The following is a 24613-nucleotide window of genomic DNA, read 5'->3' as shown; positions in this document are numbered from 1 at the left end:
GAGATAGATACTGACTTTCATTCGAAGGAAGTATTACCACTAATGGGGTAAGGATTATTGTCCGGCGTCAAGCAGGCATAAAAAAAGCGCCCGCAGGCGCTTTTTTAGCAGGTAAAACTCACTTACCCAATGTATTCCAGACCATTCATATACGGACGGAGTACTTCCGGAACCTGAATGCGGCCATCAGCCTGCTGATAGTTTTCCATTACGGCAACCAGAGTTCGGCCAACCGCCAGACCAGAGCCGTTCAGTGTATGAACCAAACGGGTCTTCTTGTCGGACTTGCTACGGCAGCGTGCCTGCATACGACGAGCCTGGAAATCCCACACGTTGGAGCAGGAAGAGATTTCACGGTAGGTATTTTGCGCCGGGATCCACACTTCCAGATCGTAGGTCTTGCATGCGCCGAAGCCCATGTCACCGGTACACAGAATGATCTTACGATACGGCAGACCCAGCAGCTGAAGGACTTTCTCAGCATGGCCGGTCATTTCTTCCAGCGCGTCCATCGAATCTTCAGGACGAACGATCTGCACCATCTCAACTTTATCGAACTGATGCATACGGATCAGACCACGGGTGTCACGACCGTAAGAGCCCGCTTCTGAACGGAAGCATGGCGTATGCGCCGTCATTTTGATTGGCAGCGCATCTTCGTCAATGATTTCATCACGCACCAGGTTGGTCAGCGGAACCTCTGCCGTTGGGATCAGCGCATAGTTGCTGCTATCGGCTTCTTCGTCCAGCGGACGGGTATGGAACAGATCGCCGGCAAATTTCGGCAACTGGCCCGTACCATACAGCGTGTCATGGTTAACCAGGTAAGGAACGTAGTTTTCACTGTAGCCATGCTGCTCAGTATGTAGATCCAGCATGAACTGAGACAGCGCACGGTGCATACGCGCAATCTGCCCTTTCATGACTACGAAACGCGAGCCGGTCAGCTTAACAGCGGCGGCAAAATCGAGCCCCGCGTGCATTTCGCCCAGCGTAACGTGATCGCGTACATCAAAATCAAACTCACGCGGGGTGCCCCAGCGGCTGACTTCGATATTGTCATTTTCATCTTTACCGACCGGGACTTCGTCCGCTGGCAAGTTAGGAATGGTCAGCGCAATATCGCGAATCTCAGCCTGCAAGGTATCCAGTTCAGCTTTCGCGGCATCCAGCTCTTCGCCCAGTTTGTTCACTTCCAGACGTAAAGACTCGATATCTTCCCCGCGCGCTTTTGCCTGGCCAATGGATTTCGATCGAGAGTTACGCTCTGCCTGCAGATTTTCAGTTTGTACCTGCAGAACTTTACGACGCTCTTCAAGAGCGCGCAGCTTATCTACGTCCAGCTTAAAGCCCCGGCTTGCCAGTTTTTCAGCGACTGCGTCTGGCTCATTACGCAGCAGATTGGGATCGAGCATGCTTATCCTGTGCTTATCGAATTAAAATGGGAGAAAGTGACCACAGCCTGCAGTCACAGGGATACATTGCCAACATTACCGCAACGATCGCGCTAACGGTAGCGTTTTATAGGGCTATTTTGATCCTGTCCGGCAAGCCAGGCGAGCTTTTCGCCAATCTTACCCTCAAGACCTCTGTTTGTCGGGTGATAATAGCGTGTTTGTGCCAGTTCCTGCGGGAAATACTCTTCACCGGCAGCATACGCATTCGGCTCATCGTGCGCGTAGCGATATTCCTGCCCGTAGCCCATTTCCTTCATTAACTTCGTCGGTGCGTTACGCAGATGCACCGGTACGTCGTAATCCGGACGGTCGCGCGCATCTGCCAGCGCCGCTTTATAGGCGGTATACACCGCGTTACTCTTCGGTGCGCAGGCCAAATAAACAATCGCCTGGGCAATCGCCCGCTCACCTTCTGCAGGTCCCACGCGGGTGAAACAATCCCATGCCGAAATCGCCACCTGCATGGCTCGGGGATCGGCATTACCCACGTCTTCAGAAGCAATCGCCAGACAGCGGCGTGCAACGTACAGCGGATCGCCCCCAGCCGTAATGATGCGTGCGTACCAGTAGAGGGCCGCATCCGGCGCGCTTCCGCGTACTGATTTATGTAATGCCGAGATAAGATCGTAAAAACGATCGCCTTTATTATCAAAGCGTGCGCTACGCTCTCCAGCAATCTCTGTCAGCAATGTGGGTTGTAAAACGCATTTTCCGCTGGCGTCGACTTCCGCCATATCTGCCATCATTTCCAGCGTATTTAGTGCCCGACGCGCATCGCCATTCACCAACTCGGCAATGGCCCGACGGGTTTCATTCGGCAGAACAATATCCTGGCCACCGTAACCCCGCACTTTATCCGCCATCGCCTGCTCCAGTACCTGCTCAATATCGTCGGTGGTGAGCGATTTCAGCAAATAGACTCGCGCACGCGACAGTAATGCCGAGTTCAGTTCAAACGAGGGATTTTCGGTCGTGGCGCCAATAAACGTAATGGTGCCATCTTCAATATGCGGGAGAAAGGCGTCCTGCTGACTTTTATTAAAGCGGTGGACTTCATCCACGAATAATATAGTGCGCCGACCGGCGTTACGATTCTGACGCGCACGTTCAATCGCTTCACGAATTTCTTTCACACCCGAGGTGACGGCCGAAATGCGTTCAACGTCTGCGTTCGCGTAGCGGGCAATCACCTCGGCAAGCGTGGTTTTACCTGTGCCAGGAGGGCCCCATAAGATCATGGAGTGCAGGTGCCCGGCCTCGATGGCGCGCGGCAAGGGCTTACCTGCAGCCAGCAAATGCTGCTGGCCGATATACTGCGCTAAATTTTCTGGCCGCATACGCGCGGCCAGCGGCTGAAAGGTATTATCAGAAAAATCGAGCGACAGATTACCCACTCACACGCCTCTACTTACGTTGATCGTCTACCGTGACACCCTGCGGTGGGGTAAAGGTAAATTTTGATGGTTCGATCGCACCATTCTGCTGAGATTTCAGCTGATAGCTACTGCGCTGATCGTCCTGCTCTACGGCGCTAAACTGATGGATCGTACCGTCGCGCCCAACGTTGATGGTAAACTGCTTCAGATTGCCGCTGCTGGTTTTCGGGGTCAACACAAAGTCATCACCGTTTTGCTTGATGTTGTACTGCTGCCAGTCGCTGGACTGGTTACGCGCAATCAGCATAAACGGCGTGTTACCGGTGGCATCTTTCAGCCAGGTCGCCGTGGCCTGCTCAACAAACGGGTTAAAAAACCACAGCGTTTTGCCGTCGGAGACCAGAATGCTTTCGTCAGGTTGCGTCATATGCCAGTTAAACAGGTTTGGACGTTTAACCCACAGGTCACCCTGACCTTCCTGCACCGCAGCGCCGCTACCGTCTGTAACCTTCTGTGTAAAGCTGGCATGGAAGCTACTAACTTTATCCAGACGGCTTTTCAGATCGCTGGCGGCGTCAGCCCAGACGCTGCTCACCACAAAGCTCGACAATAATGCACAGGTGATTGCGATTTTTTTCATCGTTATTCCTCAAAATTCGTCACTCCCGACGGGAGATCCCTCTGCTATCCATTCCAGGCCAAAAATCAGCATGAGGAAAGTAGAAAATACTGAATTACTTAACTTTGCAATCAATCGAAGGGCGGTGGTGCCAGCACTTCACGATTACCATTATGCCCTTGCTCACTGACGATTCCCTGCGCTTCCATCTGTTCGATGATACGTGCAGCGCGGTTGTAACCGATGCGGAACTGACGCTGGACGCCGGAGATGGAGGCTTTGCGTTTTTGGGTAACAAAATTCACCGCCTGATCGAACAGCGGATCCAGTTCCTCCCCACTATCAAAACCACCGCCACCGCCTTCGCTTTCGCTGTCAGAGGTAATACCCTCAACATATTGCGGACGACCACGCGCTTTCCAGTCCTGAACAACGGCATGAACTTCTTCATCACGCACAAAGGCACCATGTACGCGCACCGGAATTGTCGAGTTTGGCGCGGAATAGAGCATATCCCCCATCCCCAACAGCGACTCCGCTCCTGACTGATCAAGGATGGTACGCGAATCAATTTTACTCGACACGGTAAAGGCGATACGGGTCGGGATGTTGGCTTTGATAAGCCCGGTAATCACATCAACCGATGGACGCTGGGTCGCCAGTACCAAGTGGATCCCCGCGGCACGTGCTTTTTGCGCCAGTCGGGCAATCAACTCTTCTACCTTTTTACCGACGGTCATCATCAGGTCAGCAAATTCATCGACCAGGACCACAATATAAGGCTCTTTTTTCAGCACCGGATGGGTGACATCCATGCTATCGCCAGGCTTCCAGTACGGGTCCGGAATCGGACGCCCCATGTGCTCGGCTTCAGCGATCTTCTCGTTGTAGCCCGCCAGATTACGCACGCCCAGCGCTGACATCAGCTTATAACGACGTTCCATTTCATTGACGCTCCAGCGCAACGCGTTGGCGGCATCTTTCATGTCAGTAACAACTTCAGTCAACAGATGCGGAATCCCCTCATAAACCGACAACTCGAGCATTTTCGGGTCGATCATAATGAATCGCACATCTTCCGGTTGTGCCTTGTACAGCATGCTGAGGATCATGGCGTTGACCCCAACAGACTTACCGGAACCCGTAGTACCGGCCACCAGCAGATGCGGCATCTTCGCCAAATCAGCCGTAACCGGTTCGCCCGCAATATCTTTGCCAAGCACTACGGTAAGCGGTGAGGGATTATCACGGAATTTCGCGTTATCCAGCACTTCTCGCAGGTAGACGGTCTGACGTTTTTTGTTCGGTAATTCCAGCCCTACGTATGGTTTACCCGGGATAACCTCCACCACACGGACCGCAGCGGTTGACAGCGAACGCGCCAGGTCACGGGAGAGGTTAGAAATACGCGCGGCTTTAACACCCGGAGCCAGATTCAGTTCAAAACGGGTAATTACCGGGCCCGGCGAATAGTTCACCACATCAGCTTTAATGCGGAAATCTGCTAAGCGCGCTTCCACCAAACGAGCCATTTGCTCCAGCGCGAAGGTGTCTACTGGTTCAACTTCACTCGGTGGCGGGGTGAGCAGATCCAGCGATGGCAGCAGCGTGGTTGGACGCTGGACAGGACGGCTGTCGCCATTGCGCATCAATAGCGGATGGATCAGGCTATCCTGCGGCTGCGGCGCAACAGGCTGTGGCGGCTGCTGATAATGCTGCTGAGGCGCAACAGGCTGCGTCGGCTGCTGATAATGCTGCTGCGGCGCAACAGGCTGCGTCGGCTGCTGATAATGCGGCTGCGGCACGGCAGGCTGCGTCGGCTGTTGATAATGCTGCTGCGGCACGGCAGGCTGCGTCGGCTGTTGATAATGCTGCTGCGGCGCGACAGGCTGTGGCGGCTGCTGATAATGCTGCTGCGGCGCGACAGGCTGTGGCGGCTGCTGATAATGCTGCTGCGGTGACGGTTCCGGCATCACGCTTGGGGTAAACAGCGGCTCATGCGGACCATCATCCACCAGCGCTTTCATCGGCGAGAAAGCAAAATCATCCAGCGAGAACGGATTCGCTCCCGCAGGCTGTTCACCGGAATAGCGCTGCTGCTGGGAAGCGGCAAACTGACGGGCCAACGCCGCTTCTGCTGCAGATTCTTCATCCTCAGCCTGATGCGTATCGTCCTGATACTCTTCACCATAGCGGTGCTGCTGCGACTGTGCGAACTGACGTGCCAGCTCATCCTGTTGCATTGCATCAATTTCATCGTCGTTATAGTCCGTATCAAGCTGCTCTTCACGCGCTTTCTCTTCGGCCATACGCTGCGACGGTAATTTTATACCATACGAAGCCAGTTCACGACGCGTTGGTACACGAACGCGATTTGGACGCGGCAGTTGCGGACCAATGCCTTCTTTCACCTGTGGGCGCGGCGCACCGCTACCCGCCAGACTAAACACAGGTGCGGCAACCGCAGCAGCCCCGGCACCCAATGCCGCGTTTTTCACTCCGGCAGCCAGCGGCGCAACGGCAGCGACAGATTCAACCGGAGGAATAGACGCGGTCGTCGGCATCGATGGCATAGACGGTTTAACCCGCGCGGGCTCCTGTGCAGGCTCTGGGATCGGCTGATACCAGGCCGCGAGTTGTTCACGCTCTCGTGCGCGCTTCTCTTCCACTTCTTCAAAATAATAGAGTGGCGGACGCGCCGGTTTCGTCTCTTCCACAGACGGTTCAGGCTCGACAACCGGCGGTTGTTCAACAACAGGTTCTTGCACTAAAGCAGGCTGCGGCTGATACATTGGCTGCGGCTGGAATGTCGATTCCTGCTGAAAAGCAGGCGGAGTCGACGGCGAATTATAAACAGGTTCCGGCGAATGAACCGGCTGCTGCACTGGCTGTTGTTGCCAGCTTTGTTCTGTAACAGGCTGCTGCGGTTGCATTTGCTGCTGTGGGGCGACAGGCTGTTGGTAGTGAGGTTGAACCACAGGCGGCACAGCATATTGCGGCTGAGTCTCAACCGGTGCGGGCTGCGGCCACGGCTCATAAGGCTGTGCCGTCGGCTGTACAACCTGTGCAGGCTGCGGATAACCTTCGTAGGTTGGAGCCATAACCGGCTCAACCACCTGTGGCGCTAGCGCAGGTTGCCATGCAGCGGTCGGTGCAGGCTGAACAGGAACGCCACCGGAGACCAGCGGAGCTTGCATTAAAGGATCGGCAGGCGCACTCCAGGCCTGCGCGGTCGCCGTGGCAGCTGCGGCGGCAGTCACAGGCTCAGTCACCGAGTGACCACTTAACAGTGGGTCGAACTCATCATATTCAGGCAGCGTCGCGCGATTACCCGAGAACAGAACATCATTCGGATCGGCGGTTACGCCACGGGCGCTATATTCAATTTCATCTTCGTCATCCATCCGTTTGCCGGAGAACAACGCAGCATCGGTGTGGCGACCAAGCGGGTTGGTAAATTTCTCGGCCAGCCGCTTACGACGCGCTAACGCCCCGCGAAGAATACGCGCCCGGCGCGATTCATGCGGTTTTCCTTCGGCCATGTCGACGGACTCTTCATCGTCTTCGTATTCTTCATCATCGACCCAGGTATCATCGCGGCGAGTGCGATTACTGGCAAACGTCAGAATATTGAGTAACCAACCGCCTAATTTTTCCGCAATACTCACCCATGACCAGCCGGTAAACAGCGTCAGACCAGCGGCCCAGATGCACAATAGCGTGAGCGTTCCCCCGCTACTGTGCAGCAGAGGTTGTAACGTAGTGCTGAGCAGACTGCCGATCACGCCGCCAGACGCGAAATACCAGATATCATCGGCATTGATTGCAGCCAGTCCGCAAGACGTGAGAATAAGTGCCAGTACGCCAATAATGCGCAGTGACACGGCAAAATAGTCGACATATTCATCACTGGCCTGATGTCGCCAGGTAAACCAACAGCCCCCGACAATGATGACGGGTATGGTGTAAGCCATTATGCCGAAAATAAAGAACAGCGTGTCCGCCAGCCATGCCCCGGGAATTCCCCCAAGATTATGGATAGGCTCGTGCCACGCGGTTTGTGACCAACTGGGGTCCGAAGGGTTAAAGCTGAGTAAGGCAGCCATCAACCAGACGGCAAAAAGGGCAATAAGGATCAGTAGCGCTTCCAGAAGTCGGCGCCCGCTGCTTAACTTCGTCAATGTGACGTCTTTGTCTTCAGTGTATTCCTGGCTCAAAAACGGCTCTCCAGGTTTCAGGCTTTTCCTGCCCGATGCTAAAACGGACAACAGCACCGGGTTGCCCCGGCACTGTTGCTGTATGGATTAACAGGAGTGTAATCAAACTAAGTCGATTTTGCACCTGTTCCGTGTTAGCGCGTCTTAATTACCAGACGATTGCTCTGTTTGACTTCTTCCATTACCACGTAAGTACGTGTGTCATTCACGCCAGGCAGACGCAGCAGGGTTTCCCCCAATAGCTTACGGTATGCTGACATATCCGGTACGCGTGTTTTCAGCAGGTAGTCGAAATCACCGGAAACCAAATGACACTCTTGAATTTCTTCAAGTTTTTGTACTGCAGTGTTGAACTGTTCAAACACATCCGGTGCGCCACGATTCAGAGTAATCTCAACAAAAACCAGAAGTGATGCATCCAGATAATGCGGGTTTAACAGCGCCGTATAGCCCTGAATAAAACCCTGTCTTTCTAACCGACGCACACGCTCAAGGCAGGGCGTTGGTGAAAGTCCCACTCGTTTAGAAAGCTCGACGTTAGAAATACGCCCATCCTTTTGCAGCTCATTAAGAATGTTACGATCAATACGGTCGAGATCTTTGCCAGGGCGCTTCTTACTATCTACCATTATTATTGTCTCTCTGTATTCCTTCCCTACTCCTGCCTGACCCTTCTAACATCACTGTTCAGAGTCGCTACCCATCACAATACCCGAAACCCAGAGGGATTTACGGTGCGCAATGCCTGGGTTTATGGTGAGAAGACCGTTGCCTGTCGGCGGCTATCGACATCACGAATGGCATCTGTCCACACCATGCGTAGATTTCGCTAACTCGGTAAACATGGTATCTGGATGCATGATTATGCAGCACACACACGACACAGTTTTTTTCTTCCTTGAATGTTTTCGCAAAACAGCAGGGGATTGTCAAAGCAAAACATCGATTTTTAGTACAACATGCCAGTTATTCATTGGGAGTGATGAGAAATCGTCATTTTATCGCCTTATAACTGGCCGATTTTAAGTAGAAATCGTTATATCCTCATCATACTTCACGTTGCCTGTGCGTTGCCCTCACGCTCTTGCCACCTTCATCTAACTCGAATTATTTTAGTAATCGTCATCCCGCTTGACTGGCCGATCATCGGTTCCCGCTATTGCACAAATTGTTAACAAAATCGCCATACTCTTTTTTTACGCCTGCAAATTCCCTACAATCCTGCACATTGCCTGCCAACAACTATGGGGATCTCATGGGCGCAACCAAACACAGTAAACTTCTTATTCTGGGCTCTGGCCCTGCGGGATACACCGCTGCGGTCTACGCTGCACGCGCAAACCTGCAACCGGTACTGATCACCGGTATGGAAAAAGGAGGTCAGTTGACCACGACAACAGAAGTCGAAAACTGGCCGGGCGACCCGCACGATCTTACCGGCCCATTGCTGATGGAACGTATGCACGAACATGCGACAAAATTTGAGACAGAAATCATTTTTGATCACATCAGCAAGGTTGATTTGCAGAACCGTCCGTTCCGTCTAACCGGCGACAGCGGCGAATACACCTGCGATGCGCTGATCATCGCCACCGGCGCTTCCGCTCGCTACCTTGGCTTACCGTCTGAAGAGGCGTTTAAAGGCCGCGGTGTTTCCGCCTGTGCGACCTGCGACGGTTTCTTCTATCGTAATCAAAAAGTGGCGGTTATCGGCGGGGGTAATACCGCTGTGGAAGAAGCCTTGTATCTGGCAAATATCGCCTCTGAAGTGCATTTAATTCACCGTCGCGACAGCTTCCGTGCGGAAAAAATCCTTATCAAGCGCCTGATGGATAAAGTCGAAAACGGCAACATCGTGCTGCACACGCATCGTACGCTGGAAGAAGTGACAGGCGATCAGATGGGCGTAACCGGACTGCGTCTGCGTGATACGCAAAACGCTGATAACGTCGAGTCTCTGGATGTTGCTGGACTGTTCGTCGCTATCGGCCACAGCCCGAACACCGCCATTTTCGAGGGTCAACTTGAACTGGAAAACGGCTATATCAAAGTCCAGTCCGGCATTCACGGCAATGCGACGCAAACCAGTATTCCTGGCGTGTTCGCAGCCGGTGACGTGATGGACCATATTTATCGCCAGGCAATTACTTCTGCAGGTACGGGTTGTATGGCAGCCCTTGATGCAGAGCGTTATCTCGACGGTTTGGCTGATGCCTGCAAATAAGTTTACAAATCAGTAACAAAAGTAAAAAAGGCGACTATAAGTCGCCTTTATTTTTGCCCCGTTGTAACATTGTCCTGCCTAAAAATTCCTATAACTCACCTGCTAAGCGAGCAATGAATAAAACCCGTCAAAAAGAGCTAACCCGCTGGTTAAAACAGCAAAGTGTCATTTCCCAGCGTTGGCTGAATATTTCACGCCTGTTAGGCTTCGTCAGCGGCCTGTTAATTGTCGCTCAGGCCTGGCTTCTGGCGCGCATTCTTGATCATATGATCATGGATAATATTCCACGCGAAGCCCTTCTGCTCCCTTTCATCGTATTAGTGCTGATTTTCATCCTGCGTGCGTGGGTTGTTTGGCTACGTGAGCGGGTCGGTTTTCACGCGGGACAGCACATTCGTTTTGAAATTCGCCGTCAGGTTCTGGACCGTCTGCAACAGGCTGGCCCCGCGTGGATCCAGGGCAAGCCGGCCGGAAGTTGGGCAACGCTGGTGCTCGAACAGATTGACGACATGCATGATTACTACGCACGTTATCTACCGCAAATGGCACTTGCCGTCTGCGTCCCGATTTTGATTGTGGCAGCCATTTTCCCGTCTAACTGGATAGCCGCCCTTATCCTGCTCGGTACTGCACCGCTGATCCCCATGTTTATGGCGATGGTCGGTATGGGTGCTGCTGATGCTAACCGACGTAACTTTCAGGCCCTGGCCCGACTCAGCGGCCATTTCCTCGATCGCCTGCGCGGTATGGAAACGTTAAGAATATTTGGTCGCGGCGAAGCAGAAACAGAAAGCATTCGTGCGGCATCACAAGATTTTCGCCAGCGCACCATGGAAGTTCTGCGCCTCGCGTTCCTCTCCTCCGGCGTGCTGGAATTTTTCACGTCGCTGTCCATCGCACTGGTGGCGGTTTACTTTGGCTTCTCGTACCTCGGCGAACTCAACTTCGGTCACTATGGCGTCGGCGTCACCTTAGCCTCCGGGTTCCTGGCACTGATTCTTGCGCCTGAGTTTTTCCAACCCTTGCGCGATCTGGGCACGTTTTATCATGCCAAAGCCCAGGCTGTTGGGGCCGCAGACAGCCTGAAAACGTTCATGGAAACACCGCTGGCGCATCCTGAACGTGGCGACATTGAGTTGACCGTAAAAGAGCCGGTTTCGATTACCGCAGAAGATCTGGTTATCACCTCCCCGGAAGGTAAAGTGCTTGCTGGTCCACTTAACTTCTCGCTGCCAGCAGGTCAGCGCGCGGTGCTGGTGGGACGCAGTGGGTCCGGTAAGAGTTCGCTGCTGAATGCGCTGTCTGGTTTTCTCTCGTATCAGGGTTCACTGCGGATTAACGGTTTTGAGCTGCGCTCCCTGGCGCCTGATTCCTGGCGTAAACAGCTCTCATGGGTAGGACAGAACCCACAGCTTCCTGCCCCAACATTGCGCGATAATGTGCTGCTGGCACGACCAGATGCCAGCGAGCAACAGCTTCAGGCAGCGCTCGACAGCGCCTGGGTAAGTGAGTTTTTACCCCTGCTGCCTCAGGGCGTCGATACCCCGGTCGGCGATCAGGCGGCTCGACTTTCCGTCGGACAAGCGCAGCGCGTTGCCGTTGCCCGCGCCTTGCTCAATCCATGTCAGCTATTACTGCTGGACGAGCCCGCAGCCAGCCTCGATGCGCACAGCGAGCAGCGCGTCATGCAGGCGCTGAATGAGGCATCACGCCGCCAGACCACGCTGATGGTCACACACCAGCTTGAAGACCTTGCCGAGTGGGATGCCATTTGGGTCATGCAGGACGGACAGATCGTCGAGCAAGGCACTTATGCTCAACTAAGCGCAGCCAACGGGGCTTTTGCGACATTGCTGGCTCATCGTCAGGAGGACATCTAAATGCGCGCGTTGCTACCTTATCTGACGCTGTACAAACGTCATAAGTGGATGTTAACACTGGGTATTATCCTGGCGATTATCACGCTGTTAGCCAGTATTGGTTTGCTGACGCTCTCTGGCTGGTTCCTCTCTGCCTCTGCAGTGGTTGGCGTGACCGGGATTTACAGCTTTAACTACATGCTCCCCGCTGCCGGCGTACGCGGTGCGGCGATCACCCGTACTGCAGGGCGTTATTTCGAGCGACTGGTCAGCCACGACGCGACATTCCGCGTGCTGCAGCACCTGCGTATTTATACGTTTAGTAAATTGCTACCGCTCTCTCCGGCGGGTCTGGCCCGATATGGCCAGGGTGAACTGCTTAACCGCGTCGTTGCGGATGTCGACACGCTTGATCATCTTTATCTGCGCGTCATCTCTCCGCTGGTTGGGGCATTTGTCGTGATTGTGGTGGTCACGCTGGGACTCAGCGTTCTCGATCTCACGCTGGCTATCACTCTTGGCGGCATTATGCTGCTGACCTTGTTTATTTTGCCCCCGCTCTTTTATCAGGCCGGAAAACGCACCGGGCAAAACCTGACTCACTTGCGAGGACAATATCGCCAACAGCTGACCTCCTGGCTGCAAGGTCAGGCCGAGCTGACCATTTTTGGCGCAAGCGTTCGCTATCGTGCGCAAATGGAAGCCACAGAGTTGCAGTGGCACGAAGCTCAGCGTCGCCAGTCGGAATTAACGGCGTTGTCTCAGGCCTTAATGCTGCTGATTGGTGCACTGGCCGTCATCGTGATGTTATGGATGGCCTCGGGTGGTGTGGGTGGAAATACCCAACCGGGCGCGCTGATTGCACTGTTTGTGTTCTGCGCACTGGCCGCATTTGAAGCCCTGGCCCCGGTAACGGGTGCATTTCAGCATCTCGGTCAGGTTATCGCCTCGGCCCTGCGCATCACCGAACTGACAGAACAGCAGCCGGAAGTCACTTTCCCTGACAACGGGTCTACACTTTCGCAGCCGATTACCCTCACGCTGCGCGACGTCTCTTTCTGCTATCCGGGACAGTCGCAAAATGCGCTGGATACCCTTTCTCTGCAAGCTAAGCCCGGCGAGCATATTGCGATTCTCGGGCGCACCGGCTGTGGAAAGTCCACCCTGCTGCAACTGCTGACGCGCGCCTGGAACCCGCAACACGGCGAAATCCTGTTCAACGATCTCTCAATTTCAACCCTGAGCGAATCAAGTTTGCGTCAAAGCATCAGCGTCGTGCCGCAGCGCGTACACCTGTTTAGCGCCACATTACGCGACAACCTGCTGATGGCAGCACCGCAGGCCAGTGATGACGCATTGTCTGAGATACTGTGCCGCGTTGGCCTGGAAAAACTGCTGGAAGATGATGGACTCAACGCCTGGTTAGGTGAAGGTGGTCGTCAGCTTTCCGGCGGCGAACTCCGCCGTCTGGCTATCGCCCGAGCGGTACTCCACGATGCCCCGCTGATGCTACTGGATGAACCCACCGAAGGGCTGGACGCCACCACTGAAAGCCAAATGCTTGAATTAATTAGCGAAGTCATGCGAGAAAAAACCGTCTTGATGGTGACGCATCGCCTGCGCGGGCTGTCACGTTTTGATCAAATAATAGTAATGGACAACGGACACATTATTGAGCAAGGTAATCACGCAGAACTGTTAGCCAGGCAGGGGCGTTATTACCAGTTTAAGCAACGTCTGTAAGCTATTATTGAACGATCCGACTCGCGTAATGGAGTTTCGCTGTCATGCGCCTGGTGCAACTGTCCCGTAATTCTATCGCCTTCCCATCACCGGAAGGCGCTTTACGCGAACCTAACGGTTTGTTAGCGCTGGGGGGCGATCTCAGCCCTGCCCGCCTGCTTATGGCGTACCAGCGCGGTATTTTTCCGTGGTTTTCTCCCGGCGACCCAATTCTTTGGTGGTCGCCCGATCCGCGAGCTATTTTGTGGCCCGAAAAATTCCATCTTAGCCGCAGCATGAAGCGCTTTCATAAACACTCACCTTATCGCGTCACGCTAAATTATGCATTTGGTCAGGTTATTGAAGGCTGTGCCAATGACCGGGAAGAAGGGACCTGGATAACGCGTGATATTGTTGACGCTTACCACCGCCTGCATGAATTGGGGCACGCGCATTCCATTGAAGTGTGGCGGCACAATGAATTAGTCGGCGGCATGTACGGCGTTTCGCAAGGGACGTTATTCTGCGGTGAATCAATGTTCAGTCGTCAGGAAAATGCCTCAAAAACCGCGTTGCTTGTTTTTTGCGCTGAATTTAGCCAGCAGGGTGGGAAGTTAATTGACTGTCAGGTGTTAAATGGCCATACAGCGTCGCTGGGCGCCGTTGAAACGCCGCGTCGGGAGTACCTTGAACACTTAAGCAAACTGCGCCAGCAGCGGCTACCCAGCCACTTTTGGGTACCCCGGACGTTATTTTTACCTCAGGAGTGAATGTTTTCGGCACATTTTTTGTTGGGGTGTTATAATTGCGTCGCAGAGTTGGTTTAGCCCATTACCCCGCCGCCGTTAAGGAACAGTTCGCGCCAGGCAACGCCTATCGTCTATCTCATCGTTCCCTTACACGTTGCGCTTTAAGTGCGGCTTTGCCGTGTGTGGATAGAGTAATGCGCCAAACCTGATTTGCTGTGTTTTAATCGCGCAAATCTTTACTTATTAAAAGAACTTCGGCATTATCTTGCCGGTTCAAATTACGGTAGTGATACCCCAGAGGATTAGATGGCCAAAGAAGACAATATTGAAATGCAGGGTACCGTTCTCGACACGTTACCTAATACCATGTTCCGCGTAGAGTTAGAAAACGGTCACGTGGTTACTGCACACATCTCCGGTAAAATGCGTAAAAACTATATCCGCATCCTGACGGGAGACAAAGTGACTGTTGAGCTGACCCCGTACGACCTGAGCAAAGGCCGCATTGTCTTCCGTAGTCGCTGATTGTTTTCACGCCAGACCGGCGTCCAGATAATAAAAGGTCGGTATATCCGGCCTTTTTTGTGGATCAAATTTGAGGTTTTAATCCTCAATCATGCGCGCATATTCTTCCGTCAGGAAATCCACTAAAGCGCGCACCGAGGGCAATAAGCCCCGACGCGATGGAAAAACCGCGTGAATAATCTCCCGCTTGGGTTCCCAGCCGTCCAGCAACGCCACCAACTCCCCTGCCGCTAATTGATCCTTGACCATTAACTGCGGGAGTTGTACGACACCCACACCGGCAACCGCTGCCTCACGCAGCGCCAGCATATCTGTCGTAATCATACGCGGCGTGAAATGCACTTCCGCTCGGGCGCCCTGTGGGCCAAACAATTCCCAACGATGAACATGTTTACCAGATGCCAGACTCAACCCCGGCCAGCGGGTCAGCTCTGCCGGCGCGTGTAATGCCCCCATCTGCTCAATCAATAGCGGACTGGCGTACAGCCGATGCCCCCTGTCAGCAAGCACCCGCATGACCAAATCACTGTCTTCAAGAGGACGAGGCCGGACACGAATGGCTACATCCAGACCTTCTCCGACGACATCGACGCGGCGATTCGTGGCTTCAAGCTGCACTGCGACATCCGGATAACGCGCCATAAATCTCGCCAGCATCGGGCCAATATGCACATGCAGCAGCGTTACTGGACACGTCAACTTCACAATGCCGCGCGGCTCAACCTGCAACGCTGCGATGGCATCCTGTGCCGCCTGTGCCTCAACCAGCATCGCCTTACAATGTTCGTAAAAGGTCTGCCCGACTTCCGTGACATTAAACTGTCGGGTAGTTCGCTGAATCAAACGAACGCCCAGTCTATCCTCCAGTTGCGCAATACGCCGACTAAGTTTGGATTTGGGTTCATCAAGCGCACGACCTGCCGCTGCAAATCCCCCTTCTTCGACAACATGCACAAACCATGCGAAATCATTGAGATCCAGCTTTGTCATCTGATTGTCCTGTTAATGAGACGGTGAGAACTATTTTAGCCACTACTCAGCTCGCTGTCATGAATATAAGCTTATTCACATCAAGATAACGCCACTGAGGAGATACAGATGAAACACGTAACAGGCGTCTACACCGCACCTCGCCCACACTGGGTTGGCGATGGATTTCCAGTTCGCTCGATGTTCTCTTACCAGTCTCATGCTGAGCAGCTAAGTCCATTCCTGCTGCTGGATTACGCCGGTCCGCATACCTTTACACCGGGTAACGAAAAGCGTGGCGTCGGTGAGCACCCGCACCGTGGTTTTGAAACGGTGACCATTGTTTACAGCGGTGAGGTTGAGCATCGCGACTCTACCGGTCGCGGCGGCATTATCGGTCCAGGCGATGTGCAGTGGATGACAGCAGGGGCTGGAATTTTACACGAAGAATTCCACTCTCCGGAATTTACCCGTAAGGGCGGCGAGTTGGAAATGGTTCAGCTGTGGGTCAACCTGCCAGCCAAAGACAAAATGACCGTGCCAGGCTATCAGGGCATCAGCAGCTACGTTATTCCCACTGTCGCCCTGCCGGATGACGCAGGTACTGTTCGCGTGATTGCGGGCAGCTATCAGGATACGAAAGGTCCCGCGCATACCTTCTCACCGTTGAACGTGTGGGACATGCGCCTGCAAAGTAATCGTCCGGTCACGCTGTCCCAGCCGGAAGGATGGAGCACTGCGCTGGTAGTGCTAAAAGGCAATATCACCCTCAACGGCACCACGCCCGCAAGTGAGGCGCAGTTGGTGGTATTAAGCCAGCAGGGTAAAACCCTACATATTGAGGCCAGTAGCGATGCCAGCGTACTGCTGCTGTCAGGCGAACCGCTAAATGAACCGATTGTTGGTTACGGTCCGTTTGTGATGAACACTAAACAAGAAATCGCCGAAGCCGTACGCGATTTCAACTCCGGCCGTTTTGGCCAAATCTAAAGCGAAGGAGAATACGATGTCCAGTCCTGCAAATTTTAATGGTTCACGCCCGGTTATCGACGTAGATGATGCCGTAATGCTGCTTATCGATCACCAGAGCGGTCTTTTTCAGACCGTCGGTGATATGCCGATGCCCGAACTGCGTGCCCGCGCCGCTGCGCTGGCAAAAATAGCCACCCTGGCGAAGATGCCGGTGATCACCACCGCCTCTGTGCCCCAGGGACCCAACGGCCCGTTGATCCCTGAGATCCACGCTAATGCGCCCCATGCGCAGTACGTGGCGCGCAAAGGCGAGATCAACGCCTGGGATAACGAAGACTTTGTTAAAGCTGTCAAAGCAACCGGTCGTAAAACGCTGATTATTGCCGGTACGATTACCAGCGTCTGCATGGCTTTCCCGGCCATCAGCGCGGTGGCAGAAGGATATAAAGTGTTTGCCGTCATTGATGCTTCCGGCACTTACAGCAAGATGGCGCAGGAAATCACGTTGGCGCGAGTAGTACAGGCAGGCGTGGTGCCAATGGATACCGCAGCCGTCGCATCTGAAATACAGCGGACCTGGAACCGTGAAGATGCCGCTGAATGGGCGGAAGTGTATACCAAAATCTTCCCGGCCTATCAGTTGCTGATTGAAAGTTACAGCAAGGCTCAGGAAGTCGTCACCAACGGTGAAAAACTGGACTCTCAGCGCTAATCATATTCTCTGCGCCTGTTCGGGCGCAGAATATGTCTATTGCGTAACCAAACGAGAGTGAAGACGTAAATTCTGCTTGACCGTTTTAGCGCAACTCCCTATAGTAGCGCCCCGTTGCCCCCCAAGCGGTCAGGCAGCACTACAATACGGTGAGGTGTCCGAGTGGCTGAAGGAGCACGCCTGGAAAGTGTGTATACGGCAACGTATCGAGGGTTCGAACCCCTCTCTCACCGCCACATTTGAGAAAGAGCTCGTACGCAAGTACGGGCTTTTTTTTCGTCTGTTGCATTTGCCGGATGCGACCAACAATCCGCATCTCTCCGTAGGCCTGATAAGCGAAGCGTCATCAGGCATTCCCGGCGAAGAAAAGAAATTATTGCCGGATAAGCAGCGTCAATACTTCATAGTGCGCGGTATGCGGGAACATATCGAAAAGCTGGACGCGTTCAATGCGATACCCTGGCAGTTCACGAATATCCTTCGCCATGCTTTGCGCATTGCAGCTGGAATAGACTATAAACGGCGGTGCCATGCGGGAAAGGTAATCACACAGTGGTTTGCCAATGCCCCGACGCGGTGGGTTCACCAACACCAAATCAGGTACTTCTCCCTGCGCCGTCGCGAATTGAGTCGAGTCGAGCGCCTGAAAATGCAGATTCTGTAATCCTAAAGCCTGCGCAGACTCTTTCGCACAGGCGATCGCCTCTGGCGCGATCTCAATACCCGTCAGCTTCATCTGCGGCGTGGCACAATGCAGGCCAAAACCCCCGACGCCACAAAACAGGTCCCACATATGGTTGACCGGAAGCTGGCGCACCCAGTCGCGAGCCGTGGCATACAAACGCCCCGCCACCACCGGATTGGTTTGAAAGAAACTCTGCGGGCGGATCCACAGCGGTACATCGTTAAAACGTTCAGCCAGCGCCTGCTGCTCGGTCAGGAAGATTTCTGTCTCCCCTTCCATAATTGCCATATGCACCGGCTGGATATTGACCGTTATCACCTTTAACTGCGGTAACTGCGCCTGCAGCCACGGCAACGCCGCGCGCAGTTGGCCCAGCTTCGCCTCAGAGCGTAAGACAAAACGTAACATCATACCGCCGTCAAACTGACTTTCCGTTAACAGCACATATTTCAGTTCGCCCCGCTTACGCGCTACGTTGTAAGGTGTCAGCCCGGCGCGGGCGATAAAGGGTTTTAGCGCAGCGAATACCGGCGCAAATGAGGCAGGATAAAGCGGGCAGTCACACAAATCTTCAGGCGTACCGTCACGATGCAGCATGCCCAACAGCGGGTTTTCCACGCTGCCACTCACCACCATCTTAGCTTTATTACGAAAAGCACTCTCCGGACCACCGACAGGCGCGCACCACTCCCCAACCGAAGAGTCGGCAAGCAGATTCTGGAGATCGGCTATTTTTGCACGAAGTTGATCGCCAACAGGCTGTGTTATCCACTGACAGGAACGGCAGCGATCGGCGTCATAAAGTGCGCACTGCATAAGAAAACCTTCAAATTAACCGGGGCGGAGATTATACACATTATTGCAGGCGGAAGAACCGTCGACTGGACGCCGGAACAAACAGCAACAATAACACCAGCATATCCGGCAATTTCTGCATCACCAGCGTGCGAAAAATTTCACGCTTCGATTCACCCGCAATACTGAACAGCTCAGGATAACCATAACCCAACGACGCCGCCCACAAATAACCGGAGGCCACTACCTGGGTAAGCAGATAAATCCAGCGCGCCCAGTTACGTCCCTTTACTAAGGAAAAGGCACAGTAAATTTCGATGAACACCAGCATCAGACTGCTTAAAAATACCAGTGTCAAATCCCAGGTCTGCACGCTACGCTGGATAAATGCCATCGTACCGCGCACGCCCAATGTATTGAAAATCATCAACAGATCGAGACCGCGGATCATGATAATAGCGAGCACCGCCACCTGCACTAAAGCAGGAACGTTTAAGCGAGCATGTGATGCGGATGATTTCTTAAAAAATCCCAACGCGTCGTCTTCCGTGAAAACGGTGCAGCGCCACATGCTGCACCGAGTAAAGGTTGGCAGATTTTAGTTTTTTCAGCCGCGTCTTGCACGCTGGATATCGCGCAACCGCTGCTTTTCTGTCCGAGCCATCAGATACCACGCGATAAATCCGATAATTCCTACCACACCAAGGATCAGCGTCGCCAGCGCGTTAATCTCCGGATTAACCCCCATACGTACGCTGGAGAACACCAGCATCGGCAACGTCGTCGCCCCAGGACCGGAGACAAAGCTGGCGATAACCAGATCGTCGAGCGACAGAGTGAAAGCCAACAACCAGCCAGATATCACCGCCGGCATAATCATCGGCAGCGTGATGACAAAAAAGACCTTCAGCGGCGTGGCACCAAGATCCATCGCCGCTTCTTCGATAGAGTGATCCAGTTCGCGCAAACGCGAGGAGATAACGACCGCCACATACGCCGTACAGAAAGTGACGTGCGCCAGCCAGATAGTTAACATCCCGCGATCTGCCGGCCAGCCAATGGCATGTGCCATGGCGACAAACAGCAACAACAGCGACAGGCCAGTGATGACATCCGGCATAACCAGCGGCGCTGTTATCATAAAGGCAAAACCATTCGATCCGCGGAAACGACCAAAGCGCACCAGCACCACCGCTGCAATCGTACCGAGGATCGCCGCCATCGTCGCCGCACAGGCCGCGATGGTTAAACTCATCCCAACGGCGCTTATCATCGCGGTATCGTGGAGCAACTCGCCGTACCAACGCGTCGACCACCCTGCCCAGACCGTCACCAGTTTGGAACTGTTAAACGAATAGATAACCAGCATCAGCATCGGCGCGTACAGGAAAGTGAACCCTACGACCAGGATAAAAATACGCCACGGTGAACGAACGACGGGTAAATTATTCATCCGTGTTCCCCCACACTTTTTTGCTGATACTTATGGAACCACATGATCGGCACAATCAGTAACAGCAGCATAATAATGGCCACAGCCGACGCCACCGGCCAGTCGCGGTTATTGAAGAACTCCTGCCACAACACACGGCCAATCATAATGCTATCCGGTCCGCCCAGCAGTTCAGGGATCACAAACTCCCCGACCGCCGGGATAAACACCAGCATTGACCCGGCGATGATCCCGCCTTTGGTCAACGGCACGATGACGCTAAAGAACGTTTTCAGCGGTCGGGCCCCAAGATCCAGCGCCGCTTCCACCAACGAATAGTCAATGCGCGTCAGCGCAGTGTAGATAGGCAGCACCATAAACGGCAAATAGGCATACACAATACCGATATAAACCGCCAGATTAGTGTGCAGGATAGTCAGAGGCTGATCGATAACCCCCAGCCACATCAGAAAATTATTCAGGATCCCGTTATTTTTCAGGATCCCCATCCAGGCATACACGCGGATCAAAAACGAGGTCCAGGAAGGCAGGATCACCAGCAACAACAGAATATTCCGCGTTGACGGTTTGCTATGTGCCACAGCCCATGCCAGTGGATATCCCAGCAGCAGACAGCAGATTGTCGAAATCCCCGCCACCTGCAACGATTGCAGGTAAGCATCAACATACAGAGGATCGGCCGTCAGTTGCAGGAAGTTGCCGACATTGAGCGTAATGGAGAGCTGATCGTCAGCCCATGAGATAAGGTCGGAATACGGAGGGATCGCCCGCGCCATCTCAGAAAAGGAGATCTTAAAGACGATTAAAAATGGTAGCAAAAACAGCAGAATCAGCCAGATATACGGCAGCGCAATTACCACCTTACGCCCATGCTTCATCTGCATCCGCGACATAAACAGCGTGAAACGGCTCGCGTTGTCCACACGCGCCGGAGGTTCAAGTGTACGCATTTTCACTCCTTAAACCGTCAACACTACGCAACTGTCCGCATCCCAACACAAACGCACCTCATCGCCCCAGGTCGGTAGCCCCTTACGGTAACGATGTTCGTTTTGTAGCTGGGCGCTTAACATCTGGCCGCTTTTTAAACGCACGTGGTACACAGACAAATCGCCGAGATAGGCAATGTGCACCACCTCCCCCACCGCAAAGTTATAGCCATCTGCCGGAGGGGCCTCGCAAAGCATAATTTTTTCAGGACGCAGCGCGACATACACCGGGACGTTATCAACAATAGAGGCATCGGCATCAACCTTCAGCGGATGGACCAGCCCCGGAGAGTCAATGACCAGGCCGTCTTCCTGACGCGCTTTCAGCAGCCCCTCAAAGACGTTTACCGAGCCGATAAATTCCGCGCTGTAGCGGGTGGTCGGGTGCTCGTAGATCTCTTCAGGCTCACCGATTTGCACGAACTTACCGCGATTCATGATCGCAATACGCCCCGCCATCGTCATGGCCTCTTCCTGATCGTGCGTTACCATCACACAGGTCGCACCCACACGTTCGAGGATATCGACCACTTCCAGTTGCATGCGATCTCGGAGCTTTTTATCCAGCGCCCCCATCGGTTCGTCCAGCAGCAGCAGCTTAGGTCGCTTTGCCAGGCTGCGCGCCAGTGCCACTCGCTGGCGCTGGCCGCCGGAAAGCTGATGTGGTTTGCGTTTGGCAAATTCCTGCATATGCACCAGGCCCAGCATCTCATTGACACGACTGGTAATTTCAGCTTTCGGCAACTTGTCCTGCTTCAGGCCAAAGGCAATGTTCTGCTCCACCGTCATATGCGGGAACAGCGCGTAGGACTGAAACATCATATTAATCGGGCGCAGATACGGTGGAACGTGCGCTAAATCGACACCGTCGAGCATGATTTGCCCGGTGGTCGGCAGTTCAAAGCCCGCCAGCATGCGCAGCAGGGTTGATTTGCCGCAACCGGAGGCCCCCAGCAGAGCAAATATTTCGCCTTTATAGATAGTCAGGCTGACGTCATCGACGGCATGCTGGCCGTCAAAAGACTTGGTCAGATTACGAATTTCAAGCAGCGGGGTTAGCGCTTTACGGGTCTTCGCCTGTGGGCGGGGGGTCGCATCATTCACTTGAGTGCTCTCCGGCATAAAACAAAGAAACGGTGCAAATAACGCACCAGCGTGGTGCGTATTGCCGGGTTATGGGTGTTCGGGATCGGATGACCCGGCGGACACACGTGCCACCGGGTCATGTCCCTGACGCGGGTTATTTCCCGCTTTTCACCTTGGTCCAGGCACGAGTGCGAACACGGTCGATCTTCGGATCCTGTACTTTCAGAGTGAACAGCTTGGCGCGTACATCGGCTGGTGGATAAATACCCGGATTGTCACGAACTTCAGGGCTGACCAGCGCCGTCGCTTCTTTATTCGCATTGGCGTAGAACACGTGGTCGGAAATATGGGCAACCACATCCGGGCGCAGCAGGTAGTTGAGGAACTGATACGCTTCGTCTTTGTTTTTAGCATCCGCAGGCATGGCGAAAACATCGAAGAACGCCATCGCCCCTTCTTTTGGAATTGAGAAGGAAATATTGACGCCATTTTTCGCTTCTTTCGCGCGATTAGCGGCCTGCCATACGTCCCCTGCCCAACCAATTGCCACGCAGGTATCACCGTTTGCCAGATCGTTAATGTATTGAGAAGAATGGAAATAGCGAATATTTGGACGCAGCTTCAACAGCAGATCGGTTGCCGGTCCGGTGTAATCGTCCGCTTTGGTACTGTTGGGGTCTTTACCCAAATAATTCAGCACGGTGGCAAAGACTTCTTCGGGCGCATCAAGGAAAGAGACGCCGCAGCTTTTGAGTTTTTCCAAATTTTCCGGCTTCAGGATCAGATCCCAACTGTCGACCGGCGCATCCGCGCCCAGCACCGCTTTCACCTTATCCACGTTGTAACCAATACCGGTAGTTGCCCACATATATGGCATCGCAAACTTGTTGTCCGGATCATGTTTCGCCACCAGCTTCAGCAATTCAGGATCGAGGTTTTTCCAGTCAGGCAGTTTACTTTTGTCCAGCGGCTGGAAAACACCCGCAGTAAGCTGACGCTCAAGGAAGCTGGCGGAAGGAACAACAAGGTCAAAGCCGGTGCTACCCGCCATGAGCTTACCTTCCAGTACTTCGTTGGAGTCGAAAACATCATAAACCACTTTAATACCGGTCTCTTTTTCAAAATTAGCCACCGTGTCGGGGGCGATATAATCAGACCAGTTATAAATATGCAGCGTTTTTTGTTCAGCAGCGAGCGTGCCGGCAGAGAGGGATATCAGAGCACCCGCAACCAGGCCTGATAACCATTTTTTATTTAAGGCGGTCATAATCTCTTTCCTTCTGAAAGTTCGTTAACAAACGAACAAAAAATTCACACTCTACGATATGCAAGAAACGTGCATATTCTTTCGCTCAGCACAAATAAGAAAAGAGGCTTCCCCTGTGCCGCTATGGCTCGCTGATAATCGCTAAATCATTCAACATGCTTTGCGGGCGTATGCAGCCCACAAAGGGTTCATTGATGGATGACGTTTATAAGCCTCGCCAGAATAACTTTAGCCAGGATTCGAGGATATAGCCCAGTTAAAAAAACGTCTTTTATCAATTTTTTATGCAGGATTTATCTATGACATAAGGCAGAAGGCGTGGAAGTGAGGTGAATAATTCTTTAATGAAAGGTTAAACGCAGAATAAAAATGGGGTAATACGCAACCGCTCTGGCAGCGGCTGCGCTATTGGCATCATTGTTCAGGAAATATTAATGGAGAAAATGGGTATCAGTACCACTGTTTTGCACATCTTCTTCGGCGTTAAATAACAGCTGATGCGCCCCGGCTTCCAGGATCACCATGGATATCTGTTCTTCGCTCTGACGAACAAAACATTCAAACTGCTCAAACGTTACGCCCGGCACAACGTATAAAGACTGGCAAACCACCAGCTTTGGCAGATTATCATCCTGCATGTCCAGAAAGGCTTTCACCGTCAGCGAACTGGCATTAATGGATGACAGATCGGCAGCAAGCGGCAGTAACGCCGATGGCCTGACTTCCGCCATCGCAGAAAATAGAATGACGTTATCCACCAAATCAATTTTCGCATCAAAGATGCCGTCGAAGTTTTGCATGTGGGGTAAATGCAGCGCCTGACAGGTATCGCATTCAAAAAAACTCATGCCCAGGTCGTCGAGCCATTGACGCAACGTATCCAGAGTGGGAACGACCAGTGATGTCATAATAATGTGCGACCTCTTTCGATGAAAAA

Annotated in this window: 20 protein-coding genes, 1 tRNA gene and 1 pseudogene; 9 read left to right on the top strand and 13 right to left on the bottom strand. The window is 53.3% G+C overall.

What is annotated here, in order from left to right; translation table 11 throughout:
• Nucleotides 1-122: 122 nt before the first annotated feature.
• The 5 genes from serS to lrp all read right to left on the bottom strand — a co-directional run bounded on the left by serS (nt 123) and on the right by lrp (nt 8298).
• Nucleotides 123-1415, bottom strand: coding sequence for a serine--tRNA ligase (gene serS / locus IMQ48_RS05900; protein ID WP_096757692.1), 1293 nt, complete (start codon nt 1413-1415; stop codon nt 123-125).
• A 92-nt stretch (nt 1416-1507) separates the two neighbouring features.
• Entirely contained in the window at nt 1508-2851 is a 1344-nt protein-coding gene (gene rarA, locus IMQ48_RS05895) for a replication-associated recombination protein RarA (RefSeq protein ID WP_196208273.1), read from the bottom strand.
• Nucleotides 2852-2861: 10 nt separating this feature from the next.
• Nucleotides 2862-3473 (bottom strand): outer membrane lipoprotein chaperone LolA, encoded by a 612-nt coding sequence (lolA, locus tag IMQ48_RS05890; RefSeq protein ID WP_096757694.1) that lies wholly within the window; start codon nt 3471-3473, stop codon nt 2862-2864.
• Between the two features lie 110 nt (nt 3474-3583).
• Nucleotides 3584-7669 carry a DNA translocase FtsK gene (gene ftsK, locus IMQ48_RS05885; protein ID WP_196208272.1) on the bottom strand — a complete coding sequence of 1362 codons (4086 nt, stop codon included), beginning with the start codon at nt 7667-7669 and terminating at the stop codon, nt 3584-3586.
• A 134-nt stretch (nt 7670-7803) separates the two neighbouring features.
• The gene (lrp, locus tag IMQ48_RS05880) at nt 7804-8298 is read right to left on the bottom strand and encodes a leucine-responsive transcriptional regulator Lrp (protein ID WP_000228473.1); all 495 of its coding nucleotides are present in this window, start codon (nt 8296-8298) and stop codon (nt 7804-7806) included.
• Between the two features lie 626 nt (nt 8299-8924).
• Between lrp and trxB the strand changes: the two genes are divergently transcribed.
• From trxB to infA, 6 genes and pseudogenes are all read left to right on the top strand, one after another.
• Nucleotides 8925-9893: a thioredoxin-disulfide reductase gene (trxB, locus tag IMQ48_RS05875; protein ID WP_196208271.1), complete on the top strand. Its 969-nt coding sequence runs from the start codon at nt 8925-8927 to the stop codon at nt 9891-9893.
• Between the two features lie 113 nt (nt 9894-10006).
• Nucleotides 10007-11773, top strand: a complete 1767-nt coding sequence (gene cydD, locus IMQ48_RS05870) for a cysteine/glutathione ABC transporter permease/ATP-binding protein CydD (protein WP_196208270.1) — start codon at nt 10007-10009, stop codon at nt 11771-11773.
• Entirely contained in the window at nt 11774-13495 is a 1722-nt protein-coding gene (gene cydC, locus IMQ48_RS05865) for a cysteine/glutathione ABC transporter ATP-binding protein/permease CydC (protein WP_196208269.1), read from the top strand.
• Between the two features lie 44 nt (nt 13496-13539).
• Nucleotides 13540-14244 (top strand): leucyl/phenylalanyl-tRNA--protein transferase, encoded by a 705-nt coding sequence (aat, locus tag IMQ48_RS05860; protein WP_196208268.1) that lies wholly within the window; start codon nt 13540-13542, stop codon nt 14242-14244.
• Nucleotides 14245-14602 (top strand): annotated as a pseudogene (locus tag IMQ48_RS05855) (hypothetical protein).
• Nucleotides 14530-14748, top strand: a complete 219-nt coding sequence (gene infA / locus IMQ48_RS05850) for a translation initiation factor IF-1 (RefSeq protein WP_002211347.1) — start codon at nt 14530-14532, stop codon at nt 14746-14748. The pseudogene IMQ48_RS05855 and the gene infA overlap by 73 nt, the downstream one beginning before the upstream one ends.
• A gap of 78 nt (nt 14749-14826) precedes the next feature.
• Here infA and IMQ48_RS05845 read toward each other — a convergent pair whose 3' ends face one another.
• Nucleotides 14827-15738 (bottom strand): LysR family transcriptional regulator, encoded by a 912-nt coding sequence (locus tag IMQ48_RS05845; RefSeq protein ID WP_196208267.1) that lies wholly within the window; start codon nt 15736-15738, stop codon nt 14827-14829.
• 108 nt (nt 15739-15846) lie between these two features.
• Between IMQ48_RS05845 and IMQ48_RS05840 the strand changes: the two genes are divergently transcribed.
• The 3 genes from IMQ48_RS05840 to IMQ48_RS05830 all read left to right on the top strand — a co-directional run bounded on the left by IMQ48_RS05840 (nt 15847) and on the right by IMQ48_RS05830 (nt 17637).
• Entirely contained in the window at nt 15847-16707 is an 861-nt protein-coding gene (locus IMQ48_RS05840) for a pirin family protein (RefSeq protein ID WP_196208266.1), read from the top strand.
• A 16-nt stretch (nt 16708-16723) separates the two neighbouring features.
• Nucleotides 16724-17401: an isochorismatase family protein gene (locus IMQ48_RS05835; protein ID WP_096757702.1), complete on the top strand. Its 678-nt coding sequence runs from the start codon at nt 16724-16726 to the stop codon at nt 17399-17401.
• Nucleotides 17402-17549: 148 nt separating this feature from the next.
• Nucleotides 17550-17637: transfer RNA gene (locus IMQ48_RS05830), tRNA-Ser, on the top strand.
• A gap of 137 nt (nt 17638-17774) precedes the next feature.
• Here IMQ48_RS05830 and rlmC read toward each other — a convergent pair.
• The 7 genes from rlmC to IMQ48_RS05795 all read right to left on the bottom strand — a co-directional run bounded on the left by rlmC (nt 17775) and on the right by IMQ48_RS05795 (nt 24584).
• Nucleotides 17775-18902, bottom strand: coding sequence for a 23S rRNA (uracil(747)-C(5))-methyltransferase RlmC (rlmC, locus tag IMQ48_RS05825; protein ID WP_196208265.1), 1128 nt, complete (start codon nt 18900-18902; stop codon nt 17775-17777).
• 40 nt (nt 18903-18942) lie between these two features.
• Nucleotides 18943-19452: a YbjO family protein gene (locus IMQ48_RS05820; protein ID WP_196208264.1), complete on the bottom strand. Its 510-nt coding sequence runs from the start codon at nt 19450-19452 to the stop codon at nt 18943-18945.
• A gap of 36 nt (nt 19453-19488) precedes the next feature.
• The gene (gene potI / locus IMQ48_RS05815) at nt 19489-20334 is read right to left on the bottom strand and encodes a putrescine ABC transporter permease PotI (protein ID WP_182270109.1); all 846 of its coding nucleotides are present in this window, start codon (nt 20332-20334) and stop codon (nt 19489-19491) included.
• Nucleotides 20331-21284 carry a putrescine ABC transporter permease PotH gene (gene potH, locus IMQ48_RS05810; protein ID WP_115258957.1) on the bottom strand — a complete coding sequence of 318 codons (954 nt, stop codon included), beginning with the start codon at nt 21282-21284 and terminating at the stop codon, nt 20331-20333. The genes potI and potH overlap by 4 nt, the downstream gene beginning before the upstream one ends.
• A 9-nt stretch (nt 21285-21293) precedes the next feature.
• Nucleotides 21294-22427, bottom strand: coding sequence for a putrescine ABC transporter ATP-binding subunit PotG (gene potG / locus IMQ48_RS05805; protein WP_196208263.1), 1134 nt, complete (start codon nt 22425-22427; stop codon nt 21294-21296).
• Between the two features lie 136 nt (nt 22428-22563).
• Nucleotides 22564-23676 carry a spermidine/putrescine ABC transporter substrate-binding protein PotF gene (potF, locus tag IMQ48_RS05800; RefSeq protein ID WP_196208262.1) on the bottom strand — a complete coding sequence of 371 codons (1113 nt, stop codon included), beginning with the start codon at nt 23674-23676 and terminating at the stop codon, nt 22564-22566.
• A 431-nt stretch (nt 23677-24107) separates the two neighbouring features.
• Nucleotides 24108-24584 (bottom strand): YbjN domain-containing protein, encoded by a 477-nt coding sequence (locus IMQ48_RS05795; protein ID WP_196208261.1) that lies wholly within the window; start codon nt 24582-24584, stop codon nt 24108-24110.
• Between the last annotated feature and the right edge of the window lie 29 nt (nt 24585-24613).

The organism is Citrobacter sp. Res13-Sevr-PEB04-36 (assembly GCF_015672735.1).
In the GTDB taxonomy this organism is placed as follows: Bacteria; Pseudomonadota; Gammaproteobacteria; order Enterobacterales; family Enterobacteriaceae; genus Citrobacter.
Note: the sequence above shows the minus strand (reverse complement) of the source record. Positions and strands in the feature narration are given on the sequence as shown.